Origin of the sequence: Psychrobacter immobilis (genome assembly GCF_003148585.1) — a bacterium.
In the GTDB taxonomy this organism is placed as follows: Bacteria; Pseudomonadota; Gammaproteobacteria; order Pseudomonadales; family Moraxellaceae; genus Psychrobacter; species Psychrobacter immobilis.
In genome coordinates, this window is the sequence record NZ_QGGM01000008.1 from 86384 (window position 1) to 103745 (window position 17362).

A 17362-nucleotide genomic window follows, 5' to 3' on the forward strand; every position below is an offset into this window, starting at 1 on the left:
AGCGTTACTAATTTCTAGCAGTTTTTTAGCATTGTAATTGTAGTATTTTGAGCCTTTATTCATATCAACTCATTTTTGATATTATTGACAACCTCTACGCCATATTTTGATGAATCGATTGATTATATCAACGCACTGAGCGAGCGATAGCGCGTCACAATATAAAAATGTCCGATGCAAGTAAGCGAGTATTTATGAACGATAAGTCAGTTTCTAAGTCCACATCTCAACTGGCCACCTTAATCCAAATGGGTAAAGAGCAAGGCTATCTCACCTATGCTGAGGTGAATGACCAACTGCCCGACTCTATTACCGAAAGCGATCAGATCGAAGATATTGTGCAAATGCTGACCGACGTTGGTATCAAAATCTTTGAATCTGCGCCTGATGCCGATGACATCTTGATGAACGACGATTCAAGTGATGATGACATGGCAGCGGATGAGGCAGCGGCGGTATTGGCCTCTGTTGAGACTGAGCCGGGTCGCACCACTGACCCTGTGCGTATGTATATGCGTGAAATGGGTACGGTTGATCTATTGACCCGTGAAGGTGAGATCGCCATTGCCAAGCGTATCGAAGAAGGCATTCGTGACGTACAGCATGCGATGTCTTACTGGCCGGGTACCGTACAGTTCGTCCTTGATGAGTATCAAAAAGTACAAGATGGCGAAAAAAAGCTTTCTGACGTCATTACTGGCTTTTTAGATCCTGAGACCGAAGCAGACAAAATCGCTGCCCAAGAAGCAAAAGAGGCAGCAAAAGAAGAACGTGAACGCATCAAAGAAGAAAAAGAAAATCCGCCTGTGATCAAAGCAAAAGCCAAAGCAGCGGCGCTTGATGATGAGGACGAGGATGAAGACGACGTTGAAGAGGAAGCTGAAGAAGAAACCAGCGGTATCGATCCTGAAGAAGTACGTCTGCGTCTAGAAGAAATCGAACACTTATTTATCAAAGCCAAGCAAGCCTTGCTAGATTATGGCCGTGGTAGCACAGAAGCAGATACTGCTTATGCCCTACTTGCCGAACGCTTTATGATGCTAAAGTTGAACAATCGCTTGTCAGACCAAGTGATGGCTATCATGCATGATGTATATGATGACGTGCGTAAGCAAGAGCGTCAAATCATGCGTTTGGTCATTCGCCGTGGTCGTATGCCGCGCGAAGAATTCCGTAAGACTTTCCCTAGCAACGAGACCAATGTTGATTGGTTGATTGAACGTATTAAAGGTAAGCCTGCGTTTGCTGGTACGCTAGAAAAAGTCACTGATGATGTTATTTTATTGCAACGTCGCATTCGTGACTACGAGCAACAGCTCGACATGAAAATCCACGATATGAAAGACGTGGCGCGCCGTATGGCAGTCGGTGAAGCAAAAGCTCGCCGCGCCAAAAAAGAAATGGTCGAAGCTAACCTGCGTCTGGTTATTTCTATCGCGAAGAAATATACCAACCGCGGTCTACAGTTCTTGGATCTAATCCAAGAAGGTAATATTGGTCTGATGAAAGCCGTCGATAAATTTGAATACCGCCGTGGTTATAAGTTCTCAACCTATGCCACATGGTGGATTCGTCAGGCAATTACCCGCTCTATCGCTGACCAAGCGCGTACCATTCGTATTCCTGTACACATGATCGAGACCATTAACAAAATAAACCGTGTTTCTCGTCAGTTGCTACAAGAAATGGGACGCGAGCCAACGCCTGAGGAATTGGGCGAACGCTTAGAGATGGACGAAGTTAAAGTCCGTAAAGTGCTAAAAATTGCCAAAGAGCCTATCTCTATGGAGACGCCAATCGGTGATGATGAAGATTCACACCTAGGTGATTTCATCGAAGATGGTACTATCTCAAGCCCTGTTGATGATGCGACCGCAGCTGGTCTGCGTGAAGCGACTCGTGATGTATTGGGCAATCTGACTGAGCGTGAAGCACGCGTGCTAAAAATGCGCTTTGGTATCGACATGCCAACCGACCATACCTTGGAAGAAGTAGGTAAGCAGTTTGACGTAACACGTGAGCGTATTCGTCAGATTGAGGCAAAAGCACTGCGTAAATTGCGTCATCCGTCACGCTCTGAGCATCTGCGTTCTTTCTTAGAGAATGATTAATAATAAAGCAAACTAAGCACCAATAAGAAAGTCGAGTTTATCTCGGCTTTTTTGTGTCATCGATTTGATGGCTCGAATGCTATAACTACATATCTGCATCAAGGAATACAAGAACGAGCTTGCAATGGCACTATACAGTATATATGATTCATATACATTTCATATACTAGGTAAAACAATGGGTATTGTTAAAATTGATGATGCGCTACACGAAGAGCTTCGTAAAGCCAGTGCGGTAATGGTACGTTCGATTAACGCGCAGGCAGAGTATTGGATAAAAATAGGTATGTTGGCCGAGGCCAATCCTCACGCATCTTATACCGATATCATCAGCGAGCAGTTAAAACGAGCAGATGTTAATATAGGAAATCTTATCGATGGCTAAAATCGCGCTAAAAACTACTGAAGAGTTGGCCATCATGCGTGAGTCTGGACGCTTATTGGCATCGGTTTTTGCTTACCTAGATACGCACATGGTCGCTGGCATCTCCACAATGACTGTCAATGATTTAGTTGAGCGCTATATTGTGGATGTTTTACAATCACGACCTGCCAGCAAAGGTCAATACGGCTACCAATACGTGCTCAATACTTCTGTCAATCAAGTGGTTTGTCATGGTGTACCCTCAAGCAACCAAGTCCTAAAATCAGGCGACATCATCAATGTAGACATTACTTTAGAAAAAGGCGGCTTTATTGCCGATTCTAGCAAAATGTATATGATTGGCGATGTGATGCCATTAACAAAACGCCTCGTCGATAACACTTATGAGGCCATGTGGGCAGGTATCCGTGTGGTCAAGCCGGGCGCAACGCTCGGTGATGTCGGGCATGCCATTCAAAGCCATGCCGAACAGAACGGTTACTCTGTCGTTAGAGAATACTGCGGGCATGGTATCGGTCGCGAAATGCACGAACAGCCTGAAGTTTTACATTATGGTCGCGCAGGTGCAGGCTTGGTTTTAAAACAAGGCATGACCTTTACTATTGAGCCAATGATTAATCAAGGCAAAGCCAAAGTAAAAATAAAAAAAGACGGCTGGACGGTAGTGACTGCGGACAAAAAACTCTCTGCTCAATGGGAACACACTATTGCGGTGACCAATGATGGTTATGAAGTGCTGACGCTGCGTGAAGAAGAGACCCTTTAAAGCGTGCTTACAGTTTCCCTGGCTGCTGCGTAATACAAGAGTGATTCAAGTATTTAAGTATCATCTTATTATTGCCATATTGGTAACTACTGATATCATAGGTCGCGATGATTTGAGTATACGCTGATTAATACCTCTGCCATCGCTTTTTTATACATGCCATCGATAGGAAACCGACATGATTGTCCGGCAAACCCCAAACGCCCTCAAGATACTTTTTACCCTGCACGGCTCTGTCATTCCAAAAATTTATCCGCAAATTTTGCTGATCGCGCTTCTCAGCACACTTATAACAATTATTCAGCACTGGCTTCCTGACTCTTTTCCTTATTATGGTATGGCTCCTTTTACCTTGCTAGGAATCGCGTTATCGCTATTTCTTGGATTTCGTAACAATGCCAGTTATCAACGCTGGTGGGAAGCTCGAGGGCTTTGGGGTCAGCTGGTATATGATGCGCGTAGCTTAACCCGTCAAGTGCTGTCTTTTATAGATGCTGATACCGAGAATGGGCACGAGACTGGGCGAGCGATGGTTTACCTGACCATTGCTTTTGCGCATGCTGTGCGCCATCGCCTGCGCGGCTCGTCACCTTGGCATGATGTCGAGCCTTTTGTCGCATCAAAACACCATGATAGTATGCGCCAAGCGCGCAACCTACCTGATTACATCATGCGCCTCATGGGCAAGCAACTCGGCGACATTCGGCGTCAAGGACTGGTATCAGAGCAAGTCATACAGAACATGGACGAGCGCCTGACATCTATGACCATTGTATTGGCAGCCTGCGAGCGCATTCATAATACACCGCTGCCGTTTGCTTATATGCTGCTGGTCCATCGCACGACCTATCTGTATTGCATCATGTTGCCTTTTGGCTTGGTGGCCTCGCTCGGTTGGGTGACCCCGCTGATTTGTGCCGTGATCGCTTATACCTTTTTTGGTTTGGATGCCCTCAGTGAAGAGCTAGAAGAGCCTTTCGGCTTAGCCGCCAACAAACTACCCCTGACTGCATTATCGCGTACTATCGAGATCAATCTGCGAGAAGCACTAGAAGAGGCAGATATTCCACCTGAGATCACTCCTATCAATGGCTATTTACCATAGCCTCTTAGCTGAACGCCTATAAATCATAAAGCAATCAATACGAAATGAGACAGTGTCCCATAAACGTATTGCCTTAATTTATTAGATATTTTTTATATACCCTACCGTCGGGTAGCTAAATAATATAAGCAATAGTAGAGCTTTTATGAATACAAAATGCATTTAAAAATAGTGATTTCTCTCGCCATTATCGTGGTATTTGAATAGCTTAATAAAAGGTAAAATCCTGTCTATTCACGCTTGTAAGACAACCTTTATTCATGGTTTTTTTCGCATTACTTGCTAATGATGGCTGAATTCGTCTACCATAGAGCCGATTGCTTAAGTACGAGCAGTTTAAACTTATGTAAACTTTATATTTATTTCTGAAAAATAAACCTTGTCGGGGTGCTTTGATTTTTGATGCTTTAACTACAATTCAAAATCATGGCTGAGAGTTACCCGCGAACCTGATGCAGTTAGCACTGACGTAGGAAACAAGCGTGACATTTTATAGCACACCTCTTAAGCATCTATTGCTAAGCAAGCCTTGCCGGTTTATTCACATAACCTGGTAAGGTTTTTTTGTGCCTGCTCACTGATCACCTCCTACTCTTTGCTTACTCGCATTTTATAACAGTAAGTGAACACTATGAACTACCAAACGTTACGCCACCATTGCCCAACATGGGATGGCTACATTCAGCATGATTTTGTCAAACAGCTAACGGCAGGTACGCTCTCCCCTGACAGCTTTCGTCACTACCTTGTGCAAGACTATTTATATTTGATTCACTATACCCGTGTGATGGCATTGAGCGTATATAAGAGTGATACGCTGGCACAAATGCGTGTCGGTCAAGCAGGCATCAATGCCATGCTCGATATGGAAATTGGCATGTATCTCGATTTATGTCATGAGTGGGACATCCCACTTAAAGAAGTAGAAAGCGCCCCTGAATCTGCCGTGACCATTGCCTATAGCCGCTACCTATTAGACGCTGCGATGTCAGGCTCATTGGCTGAGCTTTATGCGGCAATTGCTCCTTGTTTGATGGGTTATGGCGAAATTGGCAAACGCATTAAAGAACAAGGTTTTGTCGCGGACAATCCTTACCAGCCATGGATTGATGTCTTTGCCAGTGACGAATTTCAAGCGATTACCACGCAGAATGAAGCGCAGATCAACACGCTACTAGCACAGGCTAATCCTACTCAGGCAGACAAATTCCAACAGTTATTTAATACTGCTTCACGTATGGAAGTGAATTTTTGGCAGCAGGCGCTTGATCTGTCCTAGCCCCTATGCAAAGTGCTAGCTTTATGGCAAATTTAACGTCACGTACTATTCAATATAGTTGATTCAATTTAAAACAGTGACAAGGCAACCAAGTGCAGATGTATGAGTAATACTTTAAGCGAGGTTAACGCTGTCACTCTTTTATAGTGGATTAACGATACAACAAAAAATACTCAAGGAGAAACATCATGGCAGCATTCGATGAACATGCAAGCGCGTATGACAGCTGGTTTTTTGACAACCAAAACTTACTGACCAGTGAGCTAAAACTGGTCGCTCATTTTTTAGATAAGCACAGTGAGATATTGTCTATCGGTTGTGGTAGTGGACTGTTTGAGTCACTATTGGCACAGGATTATGATATCCATATCAAATATGGTATCGAGCCTTCTAAAGACATGGCTGAAATCGCTAAAAAGCGCGGCTTACAAGTGGATATTAGTCCTGCCGAGACTTGCGATATTGAGCCAAATAAGTTTGATATCATCATGTTTAATGGCAGTGTCAGTTATATTAGCGATTTGGATATCTGTATTAAAAAGGCATTTTATGCCTTAAAAACGGGCGGCAAATTGATTGTTATCGATGTGCCAAAAGAAAGCGGCTTTGCCAGTTTATATAATTTGGCAAGCTCATTAAATACGTGGGAGCATTCGCTACTTGCGCACATCTCTCCTGCTGATCCCTATCCTATTGAGCTGGTTAAATCAGCCAATTGGCGCACCTCTGATGAAAAAATCGCGCTGATGCAAGCCAATGGTTTTGTCGATTTTGAGTATGCACAAACCTTACTGACCCATCCTATGTATGCCAATGACAAGGTGCAAGAAGTCGTCGAAGGCTATGACCGTGGGGATTATGTTGCTGTTTGTGCTTATAAAAAACGAACTGCTGTGTGTACTAGCATTTGATTAGCATGGATGACTGAGCAAAAGTTATGACAGATCACAGTGATCCATAGCATACTGTCATTGCCATTTTAGCACTTGAATTATAAGTTTAGTGCCACTATAAATGGTGAATAAAGCTCTTATGCTAATAGCTAACATTTAATAAAGCGAGGCACAATCATGACTGATGATCCAAAAGACAGCACCAATAAAAACAACAACCAAGCACCAACAAATGAAAAATCAGTAAAAATGACCAACCTAACGCCCAATCAAGGTGTGATCACAGGCAAAAGAACGGATATTCAAAATCCTGAGCTTTGGGACTTTCCAATGAACTATCCACTTAGCATCATTGGTCATGAAGGCGAGCGTGAGAACTTACTCAACGAAGTGAAGCTTATCTTGGGCAGTCAGTTCCCTGATTTTGATTTGGCCTCAATAGAAGTGAAACCGTCTAAAACGGGTCGCTTCCATTCAGCACGAGTCAATCTATATCTTACAGCAGCCGATCAGGTCAATGTGCTGTATGCCTCACTCGACGCTGCCAAAACAGTTCGTTTGGTCGTATAAGCAGATAATTGTCGTTTAAAAAAAGCCAGCCGCTTTTCCGTCGAAATCGTCACTCGCTATTAATCACATACGGGTGGCGATTTTTTGTGGTTTGCTGTACAATCTGCGCCCTCATTATTATTGTTCTATGTCCCCTTATTGGTGGGTCATTTACTCGCGAATAAAAAGCAAATGATCATACGATTTTTACAAAAAACTTATTATTTGAGTCAATCGCGTCTAACCCTTACCCCATCGTCCTTTGCTAAAATTCAGACACAGCACAACCTCACAGCAACATAGTTTGATCCTAAAATCAATATAGTATTTTCAAAATTTTACCGCTATATTGTGCCTACCTACTAACAAACACGCTATATGTAGTACTCAGTGAATTTAATTGTCACTATGAGTAGCGGTAGATTTTTGCCTAGAAAAACACCTATCGCGGCGCAAGCATCGTAGCATTATAAAGAATGCCTGCCGTTTACTGACTGTGCAGCATCACTATAAGCAACATTATAAATAATTACCAAGTTATCAACTTAAGAGGGCAACATGACACACATCGACAAAATCAAAGTGACCAAACGTGACGGACGATTAGAGCTTATTGATTTGGATAAAATTCATAAGGTAATCGAGTGGGCAGCTCACAATTTGGATAATGTGTCTGTGTCGCAAGTTGAGCTAAAGTCGCACATTCAGTTTTATGAAGGTATCAAGACTCGCGATATTCACGAGACTATCATCAAGTCAGCAGCAGATCTTATCTCTGAAGATACGCCTGATTATCAGTATTTGGCTGCGCGTTTGGCGATTTTCCATCTGCGTAAAATTGCTTACAATAAATTCACCCCGCCGCACCTTTATGATCATGTCAAAAAACTGACCGACGCTGGTAAATATGATCAGCATATCCTAGCTGACTACAGCCGTGCTGAATTTGACGAGCTAGAAGAGTATCTTGATCACTGGCGCGATATGAACCTTGCTTATGCAGCCGTTGAGCAAATGGCAGGTAAATACCTCGTCCAAGACCGCGTCAACAAGACCGTCTTTGAAAGCCCGCAGTTCTTGTACATGCTGGTTGGTATGTGTTTGTTTAGCCGTTATAACAAGTCAGATCGTTTGGACTACGTAAAGCGTTTTTACGATGCGACCTCGCAGTTCAAAATCTCGCTACCAACACCTATCATGGCAGGCGTGCGTACCCCATCGCGTCAGTTTAGCTCATGCGTATTGATTGAATGCGGTGATAGCCTAGACTCGATCAACGCGACCACCAGCGCCATCGTACGCTATGTGTCACAGCGTGCTGGTATTGGTATCAACGCAGGTCGCATACGCGCCCTTGGTAGCCCTATCCGTGGCGGCGAAGCGCAGCATACGGGCTGTATCCCATTCTATAAATTGTTTCAGACAGCGGTTAAATGCTGCTCACAAGGCGGCGTCCGTGGCGGTGCAGCGACGTTGTTTTATCCATTATGGCATTTAGAAGTTGAGTCATTATTGGTACTTAAAAACAACCGCGGCGTGGAAGATAACCGTGTGCGTCATATGGATTATGGCGTACAGTTAAACAAAACAATGTACACTCGCCTAATCAAAGGTCAAGACATCTCGTTATTCTCACCAGGTGATACCCCTGGCTTGTATGATGCGTTTTTTGAAGATCAAGACAAATTCGAAGAGTTATACACCAAGTACGAAAATGACCCAAGCATTCGTAGCCGTCAAATCCCAGCAGCAGATTTATTCAGTTTAATGATGCAAGAGCGTGCGAGCACGGGTCGTATCTATATCCAAAACGTCGATCATTGCAACACGCATAGCCCATTTGACCCAACGGTTGCGCCGATTCGTCAGTCAAACCTATGTATGGAAATCGCTCTACCGACTAAGCCACTTGATAACATCAATGACGAAGAAGGCGAAATCGCGCTTTGTACTCTATCAGCAGTTAACTTGGGTAAAGTTGACAACGTCAGCGATATCGAAGAGCCAGCCGAGCTCATCGTCCGTGCCCTTGATGCCCTGCTCGACTATCAAGACTATCCAGTTAAAGCGGCTCAAAATGGCAGCATGCGTCGTCGTACGCTAGGTGTGGGCGTGATTAACTATGCTTATTACTTAGCTAAAAATGGCGTGCGCTATTCAGATGACAGCGCGCTTGGTCTAACGCATCAAACGTTTGAAGCGTTGCAATTTTATCTCTTGAAAGCATCAAACAAATTGGCAAAAGAGCAAGGCGCGTGCCCTGCGTTCAATGAGACGACGTACTCGCAAGGTATCTTGCCGATTGATACGTACAAAAAAGATTTGGATAAAATCTGCCAAGAGCCGCTACATCTCGATTGGGAGACGCTGCGTACTGAAATCACCACTCACGGTCTGCGTAACTCTACTCTAACCGCCTTGATGCCGTCTGAGACTTCTAGTCAGATCGCCAACGCAACCAACGGTATCGAGCCACCACGCGGTCTGGTCTCTATCAAAGCGTCAAAAGATGGCATCTTAAAGCAAGTCGTTCCTGAGATTGATAAGCTAAAAAATCAGTACGAGCTACTATGGCAAATGCCAAACAATGACGGTTACCTAAGGCTGGTCGCTGTCATGCAGAAATTCGTCGATCAAAGTATCTCTGCCAACACCAACTACGATCCCGTTCGTTATGAAGGCGGCCGTGTACCAATGAAGATATTGCTAAAAGATCTGCTAAACGCGTATAAGCTTGGCGTGAAGACGTTGTATTATCATAACACTCGTGATGGTGCGAACGATGCACAAGCAGATATGGAAGATGATTGTGCTGGCGGTGCATGTAAGATTTAGGCTATTGATGGATGGCGGGTTTAGCTTTTGAGCTAAATCCGCTGTACGCTGTTATCATATATTTATCTACTAATATCGAGATAACTATGATCTTTCCTTATAAAAGCCCTCAATTTGAAAACCTAAAGCGAAAGTTTGAAAACCAGATACACAAACATTCTGAATATTTAGATTTAAGCACAGAAACAAATGACCTAGTTAAAGCTGTACTCAGTATATTAGATAGTAAGAACAAAAAAAATCTATCTATTTTAGATAGTATTGATCTCAAGTATCATAACTGGGAAAAAATAGGTGTTGCACTGAATGATAACGCCTTAGCGGAAGACAATAAAAATCTGTATGATTTTTCTAAGCAAGAGAAACCTCGAGCTAGTTTAGTTAGAAAAGTCATAGAGTCGATATATATAGTATTACTAGCAGACATATATGAAGCTTCATTGATAACTACTTTTGAAACACATAGATCTTTTTTTGAGCAGGCAGTAACAAGCTTACAGTCTTACTCTTATACACTGACATATGATAGTTTAAATAAACTCTGTTATTTATGGTATATCATTCCACAAGAAGTATTCTCAAGACATTTGAATCGACGCCTCGATAGTTCAGTCATCCAAACTATTAATAATTTGCATGAACATCAAGATCTAATTGAGGAAGAAAATAGAAAAAATATTCTATTGAAACAGGACATTAGAGAAATACAGGAAACCTTAAACAACCAAAAAAGTGAATATAACTTTGTTGGCTTGTCAAATGGCTTCAGAACACTTAGAAAACAGAAGAAAAAAGAATTGAATAGTCAAGGTTATATATATTATGGTCTGATGGCTGTAATAGTTTTACTTATAGTCTCAAAATCTATCTGGTCAGCTTATTACTTAAGTGCTAATAGCTTTGAGAACCCAATATTTGTCATAGTTACTATCTCAACGGTTTTGTTCCTTTTCATACTTCTTTATTTTTTTAAAATATCATTGGTTAACGTTAGATCTATCAAATCACAAATACTGCAAATAGATTTACGTCTCACTCTCTGTCAGTTTATACATAACTACGATTCTGACACTAAGGGACTAAGAGAAGGAATGAAAGAAAGCTTTGAAAGGTTCGAGAGTGTTATTTTTGCTCCTATCGTGGCTACTGAAGACCAAATGCCAGCAACTTTTGATGGTCTTGAACAATTGACAGGATTATTAAGTTCATTTAATAAAGGCTCAAAGTAGTTGTAGGGTGCGCCCAGCGCACCGATGATATGTAAATTATATTTAAAGGTGCGCGAGGCGCACCCTACAAAATATATAGATTAACAAATAAGACCTAATTTTCGTGCTAAAATTAGCCCTATATTTAGAGCTTAATTTTAATGGAGAATGAATCATGCAACCGATATTTGCGACACAGACAGCGAGTATTTCAGAGTTAAAGACTAACCCGTCGGCACTGATTAAACAGTCAGACGGCGAGTCCATTGCTATTTTAAACCACAATAAACCAGTGGCTTACTTAGTCTCAACAGACGTTTTTGAGCGCATGATGGAAGCGATGGACGACATGGCATTAAGCCAAACCGTTAGTGCACGATTGAATGATGGGCAGATACCGATAAAGGTAACTTTGGATGACTTATAATCTTGAGTTTCATCCTTTGGCATTAAAAGAGTGGAAAAAGATAGCGCCAAATATTCAGCAGCAGTTTAAGAAAAAGTTACAGCAGCGATTGTCAAATCCTCATGTGCCTGCGTCAAAACTATCGGGACGTACCGATACTTATAAAATCAAATTACGCACCGTAGGCTATCGTCTGGTATATACCGTAAAAGATGATGTGGTGGTGGTTTATGTATTAGCAGTCGGCAAAAGAGAAAACAACAAAGTATATGATGCGCTTGCGACACGCCAGCCATAATTAAAACACACAAACAATAAAAACGATGGAGGTCATGTGCAATATACCGCAATCATCAAAGACGGTGGTTTGTTTATCCCAAACGTATTTTCAGACCTAAACGATGGTGGCTCGCATATCGTACAAGTGGAAGTCGACATGGCAGACGTCCGTGAGCAATTAGGCGAAGGCATAACAGAAAAACCAGAAGCATCAAAGAAAGTCGCTACAAAAGTATTGAAAAAACCAGTAAAGAGAGCGACTAAAAAAGACGTACAGAAAGAAATGCAGCAACTATCAGATGATGATGGCTTGAGTGCGCTGCGTAAGAGTGCGATCGATGAATTGGAGGGTTTGGACGATAGCGAGCTGAGTGAGATATTTAAAGCGTATATGAATGATGGACAGACGCCAGAACAGATATCTTTAGAGAACTTGTAATATAATTCAATCAAACCAAATCTAGTCAAAACCCTATAACTTAATAACTTAATAACTTAATAACTTAATAACTTAATAACCTAATAACCTAATAACCTAATAACCTAATAACCTAATAACCTAATAACCTAATAACCTAATAACCTAATAACCATATCAATGATAAAGGCAGTCTCATGACTTATTCGATTTTTTCCCAAACGCCAAACAATGCGCTAACAGAGCCGATGTTTTTTGGTAATCCGGTCAACGTGGCGCGTTACGACCAACAAAAGCACCCTATCTTTGAGCAATTGATTGAAAAGCAACTGTCGTTCTTTTGGCGTCCAGAAGAAGTCGATGTATCACGTGATCGTATGGATTATGGCAATCTGTCGTCACACGAACAGCATATCTTTATCAGTAACCTAAAGTATCAAACGCTACTCGATTCTATCCAAGGTCGTAGCCCAAACGTCGTGCTACTGCCACTGGTATCGATTCCTGAGCTTGAGACATGGATTGAGACGTGGACGTTTTCTGAGACCATTCACTCGCGCAGCTATACCCATATCATTCGTAATATTATCAATGACCCTGCTATCGTCTTTGATGACATCATGCAAAACGATCATATCCTAGAGCGCGCGGCGGACATCGCCAAGTACTACGATGACTTGTATTATAACTCATCGCTATACAACCTATACGGTGCAGGCACGCACACGATCAATGGCAAGCAAATTACCGTCGATTTAAAATCGCTGAAAAAGCAGCTTTACTTGTGCTTGATGGCAGTCAACGTCTTAGAAGCCATTCGCTTTTATGTGTCATTCGCTTGCTCGTTTGCCTTTGCCGAGCGTAAGCTGATGGAAGGTAATGCCAAGATTATTAAATTGATTGCTCGTGATGAGGCGCTACATTTAACGGGCACGCAGCATATTTTGAATCTCATGCGCATCGGTCGTGATGATCCTGAGATGGTCGACATTGCCAAAGAGTGCTACGAAGAAAGCATCGAGATATTCCGTAAAGCGGCTGAGCAAGAAAAAGAATGGGCAGGCTATCTGTTCAAAGACGGCTCAATGATTGGTCTCAATAAAGATATTCTGTGCCAATATATCGAATACATCACCAATTTACGTATGGAAGCGGTTGGCTTACCAGTCGCATTCCCGAATTCTAAATCAAACCCAATCCCGTGGATTAACACATGGTTGTCATCTGACAACGTACAAGTTGCCCCACAAGAGACGGAAATCAGCTCATACTTGGTGGGTCAGATTGATTCAGACTTATCAGACAGTGATTTTGATGACTTTGAGCTTTAGAGCTTATGTGTTCATTTAAAAAATAGTTTTTGAAAGATTATATAGTCGTTTCAATATAATTTGGATACAAGGAAGGCGAGCGAAAGTACTACATAATAATTTGGATACAAGGAAGGCGAGCGAAAGTACTACATATAGTAGACTAAGCGAGCCTGACACCGTATCTTATTTATATAGGATTGACTATAGTTTAGAAAGTACAGAATGATAGGGAAACAAACAGGATAAAACTATGACTTGGGTAATGACGAGTAAAAAGCAATTTTACTTGCATGATGACGAAAGCTTGCTTGATGGATTGCTACGCACCGGACATGATATCAATTATCAATGTAAGGAAGGCTATTGTGGCAGTTGCCGAATAAAGCGTATCGCCAGCTCACACGTCATTGACTATCCGTTTGCACCCCTTGCCATGATTGATGAAGACGAGATCCTACCCTGCTGTTGCCGTGTACAGGGTGTGATTTATATCAATCACGAGCCTACTATAGAGTAATATCAACCAAAATAGTGCTAAAAAATTCGAAACAAAAAGCGCGTTATCTTCAAGATAACGCGCTTTTTTACTGTCTATAAACCGTTCAAGCCATTTTGATTGAGCTTATTTTACTTAAGTTTTAGGTGATGAAGAATGACCTTATAAGGGTGCACCATCTCTTTCAAACAGCTGCAACAGCTCTTCACGCATACGGTCACGCTCGGCTTCTGACATCATCGGTACGTCTTGTCTCTCACCTTGTAGATTTGGATCTTCCATACCACCAACATTTTCATCAAGAATCACAACCGGACGTTCCATCGGCTCTTGTGCTGGACGCTCTTCTAACAGGATTTTGACTTGGGCATTTTTACCACGGCGTAATACTTGCGCATTCAGTGTGGTATTCGGTGCTTTACGAGCGACATACTGAATCAAGGTATTGGCATCCGTCATCTCAACACCGTCAATCGTCAAAATAATGTCGCCGATACGCAGACCACTCTTAGCAGCAGGACTCTTAGGAACGACATTAAGCACTTCTACCCCAGTCGAGGTTTCAAGCTGCGTTGGGTCACGTAACTGTGACTGTATCTCAATCCCCAACCAACCACGGCTCACCTTACCATCTTTGATAATGGCATTCATCACTTGCTCAACGATGGCGGTAGGAATAGCAAAACCGATACCCATAGAGCCGCCAGAGCGTGAGTAAATGGCCGTATTAATACCAATTAATTCACCAAAAGCGTCAACGAGTGCGCCGCCCGAATTACCTGGGTTAATCGCTGCATCGGTCTGGATAAAGTCTTCAAACTTGTTGACTCCAAGCCCAGTACGTCCTGTCGCTGAGATAATTCCTTGCGTTACCGTTTGACCGACACCGAACGGATTACCAATCGCTAATGCAACATCGCCAACTCGGATAGGTTCTTTACGGAAACCAAGTGGTGCCAAACCGGTCATATCTACTTTAATCACTGCCAAATCACTGTCTGGATCTGTACCAACGATTCTAGCGCGGCTCTTACGACCATCATTAAAGGCGACCGTAATTTCATCGGCTTTTTCAATCACATGGGCGTTGGTCACGATATAGCCATCTTCTGAGACAATCACCCCAGAGCCTAAATTGGTATTGCCCTGCTCTTCTGACGGTGCACCATGGAACTCAAAAAAGCGGCGCAACACAGGATCATTCATATAAGGATGCTCTGCCATCGTTTGCGTGGTGTAGATATTCACGACTGATCGTGAGGCGCGAGCAACCGCATTATGATAAGAAGAAATCGCTGCGGGTGTATCAGAAACCGGTGCTGACGCTTGCTGCTCAGCAGGTGTGGTTCTGGGCGGCTCCCATGCCTGCTCTGATGCCGTCTTCATACTCGCAAACAACCAAATAAATGCGGCAATCACGACTAGCAATAAAACCCAAGGTAACCATTTTAATACAGACGCCTTGCTGCTGGTGTTCCGAGATGACGACATATAAAACCTCTATAAATTTGATACAAACAGACGAAGATGAATAAGGTGAGAAGCATGGTATATATTAGGACGCATTGAGTAGCATTTATCAAACGTTCACAGCCCACTAGATGGTTATTTTTTTGCACTATCTATACGGCAAGCTTACATGTATAAATTATAACCGCCAATACTACCCAGTTGTAACGTATCGTGTACCATTTCAGTGAGTAGGATTGTCTATCCTACTGTAGCCACATGTTAAAATACTCATTATCAAAAGCCACATCTTAGCCATAAATGCTTGCCCCACTGAATCAATTATAAGGGAATACCATGACCACACACAATATCTCAACCGAGCCCTCAGATACCGCCATTACCGTTCAAGCGCTGACCACATTCTGTGATGACTATTTATCAGCAGATGCTTTTAAAGATTATGCCCCTAATGGTTTACAAGTAGATGGGGGTCGACCTATCAAGCGCATAATCACTGGTGTAACGGCTTGCGAAGCATTGATTGATGCGGCGATTGCTGACAATGCAGACGCCATTATGGTGCATCATGGTTATTTTTGGAAAGGCGAACCTGCCCCCATCACTGGTATGAAAGGTCAGCGTATCCGTAAACTTATGCAGCATGGTATCTCTTTGATTGGTTATCATCTGCCGCTCGATGCCCATCCCGCCATTGGTAATAATGCCAAGTTGGCTGACGCATTAAACATGACCGTTATCGGCGCTTTATACCCCGGTGAGTCGCATCCAGTTGGTAATATCGCCACTTGTACCCCGCAGAATGCCCAAAGCCTCATTACTCACATTACCCAGACGCTAGGACGATTGCCATTGCATATCTCTGCCAATTATAGCGCACCGAATAGTACAAGCGCTCATATCGATAATAACAGAATTATCGAACACGTGGGCATTTGTACGGGCGGCGCACAAGATATGATCGAACAAGCTGCATTGATGGGCTGTGACGCCTTTATCTCTGGCGAAATATCAGAACGTACCACCCATATTGCCCGTGAGCTGGGCATTGATTATTTCGCTTGTGGACATCACGCGACAGAACGCGGCGGTATTCAAGCACTCGGTCACATAGTTTCTCAAGCATTTGGTATACCGGTGACCTTTGTAGATATTGATAATCCTGCTTAGACTGTGTCCTCAACTCTACTCATAGCTATCTAAATTTAGAATAATTTTCGGAAAACAAGGCTAATAACAGTCAGTATGGTTGTCCAGTATGCATAATTTTTGCTGCTTCAATTTTCAATAGTGTACCAATAACAATGGCCTTTTTAACCGTCTATAGCCCAATTGTTAAGTTTTATCGCTAATTTCTTAACCACACTTGAATAATCCAAGGAATATCCGCATATTAATATCCGAAGAAAGAATGTCTTGTCATGAGGCTTCCCATTTATTACAGCTTCCGGTTATGGTACTTAAATCAGTATAACCGCCTAAAATCTCACTATGTTGTATAGCTATTGAGGTCATATAGATAACGAGATTTTGGACGGTTTACTAATAGATACACTGTGCGTGATATATTTTCAGCAGCATAGTCTATCTTGATTTAAGTGTCGCGATACTGGGTTAGTAACCGCTGATTGATAGAATGTTTGAGTAAATTTTCTATCATTTTTTTATTAGTAATGAAAATAGCGACTTGCTTACCCTTATTGCTGGACAAAAAATTAATCACTGTTGACTCTATTACAAATGATTTAAAGAGGACATGGTCATTAATATCAGCATAGAAAAGCTGAGTGCATAAGCACCCCGCTCATTTTATGTTTTGTATCAATAACTTAGTTCATGACCTTACCTA

General features: G+C 42.4%; 16 protein-coding genes. 15 read left to right on the plus strand and 1 reads right to left on the minus strand.

The annotated features are described in order from the left end of the window. The first annotated feature begins 194 nt into the window (after positions 1–194). The 14 genes from rpoD to yfaE all read left to right on the plus strand — a co-directional run bounded on the left by rpoD (position 195) and on the right by yfaE (position 14064). Positions 195–2111, plus strand: a complete 1917-nt coding sequence (gene rpoD, locus C8D84_RS08075; RefSeq protein WP_045452235.1) for an RNA polymerase sigma factor RpoD — start codon at positions 195–197, stop codon at positions 2109–2111. Between the two features lie 178 nt (positions 2112–2289). Beyond that, positions 2290–2496: a ParD-like family protein gene (locus C8D84_RS08080; protein ID WP_045446174.1), complete on the plus strand. Its 207-nt coding sequence runs from the start codon at positions 2290–2292 to the stop codon at positions 2494–2496. Next, entirely contained in the window at positions 2489–3262 is a 774-nt protein-coding gene (gene map / locus C8D84_RS08085; protein ID WP_109591365.1) for a type I methionyl aminopeptidase, read from the plus strand. Before C8D84_RS08080 ends, map begins: the two co-directional genes overlap by 8 nt. 178 nt (positions 3263–3440) lie before the next feature. Next, positions 3441–4367: a bestrophin family protein gene (locus C8D84_RS08090; RefSeq protein ID WP_109591367.1), complete on the plus strand. Its 927-nt coding sequence runs from the start codon at positions 3441–3443 to the stop codon at positions 4365–4367. 631 nt (positions 4368–4998) lie between these two features. Beyond that, on the plus strand, positions 4999–5646 hold the full coding sequence (gene tenA / locus C8D84_RS08095; RefSeq protein WP_109591369.1) for a thiaminase II: 648 nt from the start codon (positions 4999–5001) through the stop codon (positions 5644–5646). A gap of 188 nt (positions 5647–5834) precedes the next feature. Continuing rightward, entirely contained in the window at positions 5835–6557 is a 723-nt protein-coding gene (locus C8D84_RS08100; RefSeq protein ID WP_109591371.1) for a class I SAM-dependent DNA methyltransferase, read from the plus strand. Between the two features lie 231 nt (positions 6558–6788). Beyond that, the gene (locus C8D84_RS08105) at positions 6789–7109 is read left to right on the plus strand and encodes a YbeD family protein (protein ID WP_045446256.1); all 321 of its coding nucleotides are present in this window, start codon (positions 6789–6791) and stop codon (positions 7107–7109) included. 537 nt (positions 7110–7646) lie between these two features. After that, positions 7647–9923: a class 1a ribonucleoside-diphosphate reductase subunit alpha gene (gene nrdA / locus C8D84_RS08110; RefSeq protein WP_109591373.1), complete on the plus strand. Its 2277-nt coding sequence runs from the start codon at positions 7647–7649 to the stop codon at positions 9921–9923. Between the two features lie 11 nt (positions 9924–9934). Then, positions 9935–11152, plus strand: coding sequence for a hypothetical protein (locus tag C8D84_RS08115; RefSeq protein ID WP_109591375.1), 1218 nt, complete (start codon positions 9935–9937; stop codon positions 11150–11152). Positions 11153–11306: 154 nt separating this feature from the next. Further along, positions 11307–11558 (plus strand): type II toxin-antitoxin system Phd/YefM family antitoxin, encoded by a 252-nt coding sequence (locus C8D84_RS08120; RefSeq protein WP_109591377.1) that lies wholly within the window; start codon positions 11307–11309, stop codon positions 11556–11558. Further along, a complete protein-coding gene (locus tag C8D84_RS08125; RefSeq protein WP_109591379.1) occupies positions 11548–11835 on the plus strand; it encodes a type II toxin-antitoxin system RelE family toxin in 288 nt (95 codons plus the stop codon). The genes C8D84_RS08120 and C8D84_RS08125 overlap by 11 nt, the downstream gene beginning before the upstream one ends. 36 nt (positions 11836–11871) lie before the next feature. Continuing rightward, a complete protein-coding gene (locus C8D84_RS08130) occupies positions 11872–12255 on the plus strand; it encodes a hypothetical protein (protein ID WP_109591381.1) in 384 nt (127 codons plus the stop codon). Positions 12256–12431: 176 nt separating this feature from the next. Further along, positions 12432–13565, plus strand: coding sequence for a class Ia ribonucleoside-diphosphate reductase subunit beta (nrdB, locus tag C8D84_RS08135; protein ID WP_045446160.1), 1134 nt, complete (start codon positions 12432–12434; stop codon positions 13563–13565). A gap of 232 nt (positions 13566–13797) precedes the next feature. Then, a complete protein-coding gene (yfaE, locus tag C8D84_RS08140) occupies positions 13798–14064 on the plus strand; it encodes a class I ribonucleotide reductase maintenance protein YfaE (protein ID WP_045446158.1) in 267 nt (88 codons plus the stop codon). Between the two features lie 141 nt (positions 14065–14205). Here the strand turns inward: yfaE and C8D84_RS08145 are convergent, their stop codons facing one another. Next, complete coding sequence (locus C8D84_RS08145; RefSeq protein ID WP_109591383.1) at positions 14206–15534, minus strand: S1C family serine protease; 1329 nt, start codon at positions 15532–15534, stop codon at positions 14206–14208. A 315-nt stretch (positions 15535–15849) separates the two neighbouring features. Here C8D84_RS08145 and C8D84_RS08150 point away from each other — a divergent pair, with 315 nt between their 5' ends. Continuing rightward, a complete protein-coding gene (locus tag C8D84_RS08150) occupies positions 15850–16683 on the plus strand; it encodes a Nif3-like dinuclear metal center hexameric protein (protein ID WP_109591385.1) in 834 nt (277 codons plus the stop codon). Positions 16684–17362 lie beyond the last annotated feature (679 nt).